Raw genomic sequence first — 4,233 nt, forward strand, 5'->3', positions numbered from 1 at the left:
GGGTCATCCGCTGGAAAGGCGCCCTCAACGCCTTCGACGTCGCCTTCGACGGCCGACTCACCGCAGGCCGCAAGTAGTCCAACCAACCCCGGTTACACCGTTAACTGGACAGACCCGAGTTATTTTCCGGCAGCTCCCTGGGTCGGCGAGGGGTTCCCAGATCCGGCCGATGGTGTGCGTCTTCAACACGCGGGTCAGGTAGCCGAGCAGGGCCGGTAGCCCGTCGCTGGACTGGCTGGTGGTGGCTTGGCGGGTGCGGGCTGTGCTGTTCGGTGACGTGGCCTCGCTGGGCGCGTCGATGTTGGTGGTGGTCACTGGCTGCTCGCTTCCGTGCGGGTGGTGGGGGTGAAATCGACACCGAACAGGGCGTCGTAGTCGGGGAGCGCTCGTAGCGCGACGACGTGTCCGTCGGTGTGCTGGCGCAGGGTGTGGTGGCGGCGGCGCGCGGCGGCCTGGTCGGCGTGGTCGTGGCGCAGCCTGGTGGCGGTGGCCCGGTGGGCCGGGTCGCTGATCACAGTGTGTCGGGCCCAGCAGCGTTCGTGGGAGGCGACGGGCTGGCCGTTGCAGGTGACGGTGACCGTCCAGGCGGACGCGGTCACCTCGACGAAACGGCCGATCACGCGCGGGTCCACGGAGTAGTCGACCCCGTCGAGGCGGACGTAGTAGTCGCGGGCCAGGCGGACGCGGTGGGCCAGCCCGACCGCCGGGCCGATCGGGGGCAGCGCCAGCATCGATTGGCGGTCGGTCTCGAGCAGGTCGGCCGGGCGGGCGCCGATCGCGCGGACCCGCCGGGTGTTCGCCCGGGTCAGCCAGCCATCGAGCTGGGTGTTGAAGTCGGCCGGGCTGGTGAACATGCGGCCGGGCAGGAACGAGGTCTCCAGAAATTGGTTGGTCCGCTCGACCATGCCCTTGAACTCCGGGTCCCGGGGTGGAGCCAGCCGGATCCGGGTCGCCAGCGTCCCGGCGAACGCCGCGGCCGGCGCACTCACCTTGCCCGTGCCACCGATCGCGGACTCCCGGTCCCAGACCAGCGTCCTGGTCACCCGACCAACCCCGCCGATCAGCTGCCACATCCCCGACAGGATGTCGCCGGCTTGGCGGGAAGGGATCATTGTCGCGGCGGTGAAGCGGGAGAACCCCAGCGTCATCACCAGCACCGGTAGGACCCGCGCCTGGCCCCACCCGACCGGGATCCTCGGTTCGGGGAACCACAGGTCGCATTGCGCGACCTGCCCCGGCTCGTAGGCGACCCGGTCCACCGGGTCGACGCCGGCGTACTCGGGACGGATCTGACTGATCCGCTCGCGCAGGATCGAGCTCGAATGGGTCCAGCCGATCCGCTCCGCGATCCCACTCGCCGGCGTCCGGGGATTCTCGGCCAGCAGCGCCCGCACCGCCGGCTCGACCGCGTCGGTCAACCGCCCCCCGCGGCGCCCGTTCATACCGCGGTGGCCGGTCCGACGCCAACGCGCGGCGCACCGTGTTCCGCGCGATCCCCAACCGCCGGCCGATCTCGCTGATCGAGACACCCTCAGTGCGGTGCAGACGCCGGACCTCGGCCCAATCCTCCACAGTGATCACCCTCCAAGGCTGGAGGGTGCGCCGTTTTACTTCGGCAACACCTGGTCAGTTTTCGCTCGTCACCGACACGGTGAGCCTTGCCGTGATCGATCGCCGGTCAGGGCAGCTGCGGGTGGCTCTGGACCGGGACGAGCGGACGTTGGCCGAGGTCAGCCGGCGGCTGGGTGAAAGCCATCCTTCGACGTTGGCGTGCGCGACCAACCTGGCCAGCGACCTGTACGCGGTGGGACGGTTCCACGAGGCGCACGCCCGCGACCGCGAGACCGTGACCTCGTCGGTCCGGGCGCTCGGTGAGCTTCATCCGTCGACGCTGGTGTGGCCGCGAACCTCGCGCTGGACCTGCGGGCCCTAGAGCGCCGAGATGACGCGCTGGAATTGCAGTCCGTGACGCTGGATCGACTCGGCGTGGTGCTCGGTCGTGACCACCCGGCCACCCGACGGGTCGTCGCCGGGGTATGGCTGGACAGCGACATCGACCCGGTTCCGCTCTGAACCGCCTGCCGGCGGAGGCCGCTGTGATGCTCGGAGATGTGATTGCGGCGATCCCAGCCGTCGATCACCTGGTCGTGGTCGCCTGTGAAGGTCCGGCGACCGGGCAGGTCTGTGAGCTGGCGGTCGAGGTGGCCCGCTGGCGTACCGAGAGACGGGGGAGCTGCTTCGGTCCCTCATGCGTGGCCGGTGAGGGGCCGGGAGATGCACCCATGGACACGGTTCCGAGTTCGCCGACCTGCTGCCAGGGCAGGCGGCGATCCGCGTCCCGTCAGCGAGGCCGGCGGCTCGTCTCGGAGGGTCGGCTCGAGGACGGTCGACCGGAACGTGCGGCTGGGGCGGGTGCGGGAGGGGCCTGATGTGTCGGAGGTCGGAAGGACCCGGGTGGGAACTCACACGGCTGGCTGGCGGTTTTGTCCGTTTCAAGTAGCTGAGCCGGGACTTTGATTTCACGGAGAGTTGCAGGGCACCGTCGGGACAAGGTGGAGTCGCAAGTCCGTCGTTCATTCGAAGTCGAATTGTAATCGTATTACTACGCTATGTGTACCCCGGGTGGGATTCGAACCCACACTGTCGGTGGTTTGAGCACCGTCTCTCTGCCGTTGGAGTACCGGGGCCTGCGGATGGATCGTGGTGCGGTCTGCGGGTGGTGCGGGCCGGGCGGGCGAGGCGGCCGGCCGGGCTGTCGTCCAGGGCTGGCACGGTAGGGCCATCCTGGTCGATCCGGACCGGAACGTCTCGCTGAAGACTCTATCCGGGTAGGGTGCGTTTCGACCTCCCGCCCTCCCATGTCCGGGCGGATGTCGACCACCGCCCTGCCACACTGGTTGTCTTACCTGAACGAGACCGGGAGTACGCCTCGATGAGCCAGCCCTCCTCGAACCCGCGCCGGGTCCTGATCGCCGAGGACGAAGCGTTGATCCGGCTCGACCTGCGGGAAATGCTGCAGGAGGAGGGGTACGAGGTCGTCGGGGAGGCCGGTGACGGCGAGGTGGCGGTCAGCCTCGCCGGCAAGCTGCGGCCCGACCTGTGCATCCTCGACGTCAAGATGCCCCGGATGGACGGCATCGAGGCCGGTGCGCTGATCGCCAAGGACCGCATCGCCCCGGTGGTCATCCTCACCGCGTTCAGCCAGCGTGAGCTGGTCGAACGGGCCCGCGAGGCCGGCGCGATGGCGTATGTCGTCAAGCCGTTCCAGAAGAAGGACCTGCTGCCCACGATCGAGATGGCGATGAGCCGTTTCACCGAGATCGTGAGCCTCGAGGCCGAGGTCGAGGACCTCCAGGGCCGCCTGGAGGCCCGGAAGATCATCGAACGGGCGAAGGGTGTGCTGCAGACCGAGCACGGCATGACCGAGCCGGACGCGTTCCGCTGGATCCAGCGGACGTCGATGAACCAGCGGCGCACCATGCGGGCTGTCGCCGAGGCCGTGCTGTCGGGTGAGGCGTTGCCGACCTCGTGACGTCGCCCGTCCAGCCGCGGGCGGTGGTCCGGGCGGTGTCCCGGGCGGCGGTCGCGGTGCGGGCGGCGTTCGGGGCGCTGGCAGGCGGGCTTGGGCGGTGGGTACGGGCGCGGGCAGGCAGCGGTCGGGGCCGGGTGTTCCTCGCGCTGCTCGCGGTCGTCGTGTTGGCGGTGCCGTCGTTGCTCGGGCTCACCCTGGCGTCGGCGCTGGACGGCTCCGACGGTCATGGTGGGGCCGGCACGCGGGTGGCCACGATCGGTGTGATGGCGCCGCTGTCGGGTGACCTGTCGGCCGACGGTGCGGCCGTGCGCAACGCGGTGGCCCTGGCCGTCGAGGAGGCCAACGAGTCCGGTGCGATCGCGGGCTGGCGCCTGGAGCTGTCCAGCCGTGACGACCTGGCCCGGGTGGACGGTGGGGCGCAGGCCGCTGACGTGTTCACCGCGAACGAGCGGCTCATCGGCGTGGTCGGACCGGTCAGTTCCCTGGTCGCTCGGGTCGCGGTGCCGACGCTCGCCGCGGCCGGGGTGCCGGTCGTCTCGCCGTCCAACGCCGACCCGGTCCTCACCGGCGTCGGCGGCGGGCCGCGGGGGGCGGGCCGCTAGCGCCGGGGGCCCACTGGCGCCGGGGCGCGACCCGGCGAGTGTGCGGGTGTGGTCGGTGCTGGCCACCGTCTCCGACGAGATCCCCGAGGCTCTGCGGCT

At 70.5% G+C, this 4,233-nt stretch carries 3 protein-coding genes, 1 tRNA gene and 1 pseudogene; 3 read left to right on the forward strand and 2 right to left on the reverse strand.

Annotated elements, in window-relative coordinates:
- Positions 1-311: 311 nt before the first annotated feature.
- A pseudogene (gene istA, locus MXD61_RS05430) lies at positions 312-1,581 on the reverse strand (IS21 family transposase).
- Positions 1,582-1,663: 82 nt separating this feature from the next.
- On the opposite strand from istA, the gene MXD61_RS05435 reads away from it, so the two are divergent.
- Entirely contained in the window at positions 1,664-1,933 is a 270-nt protein-coding gene (locus tag MXD61_RS05435) for a tetratricopeptide repeat protein (protein WP_248811747.1), read from the forward strand.
- Positions 1,934-2,614: 681 nt separating this feature from the next.
- On the opposite strand, the gene MXD61_RS05440 is transcribed toward MXD61_RS05435, so the two are convergent.
- A tRNA-Leu gene (locus MXD61_RS05440) sits at positions 2,615-2,687 on the reverse strand.
- Positions 2,688-2,932: 245 nt separating this feature from the next.
- On the opposite strand from MXD61_RS05440, the gene MXD61_RS05445 reads away from it, so the two are divergent.
- Entirely contained in the window at positions 2,933-3,532 is a 600-nt protein-coding gene (locus tag MXD61_RS05445) for an ANTAR domain-containing response regulator (protein WP_248811748.1), read from the forward strand.
- Positions 3,529-4,134: an ABC transporter substrate-binding protein gene (locus MXD61_RS28335; protein WP_248811749.1), complete on the forward strand. Its 606-nt coding sequence runs from the start codon at positions 3,529-3,531 to the stop codon at positions 4,132-4,134. The genes MXD61_RS05445 and MXD61_RS28335 overlap by 4 nt, the downstream gene beginning before the upstream one ends.
- Positions 4,135-4,233: the final 99 nt, after the last annotated feature.

Origin of the sequence: Frankia sp. AgPm24 (assembly GCF_023243055.1) — a bacterium.
GTDB lineage: Bacteria > Actinomycetota > Actinomycetes > Frankiales > Frankiaceae > Frankia > Frankia umida.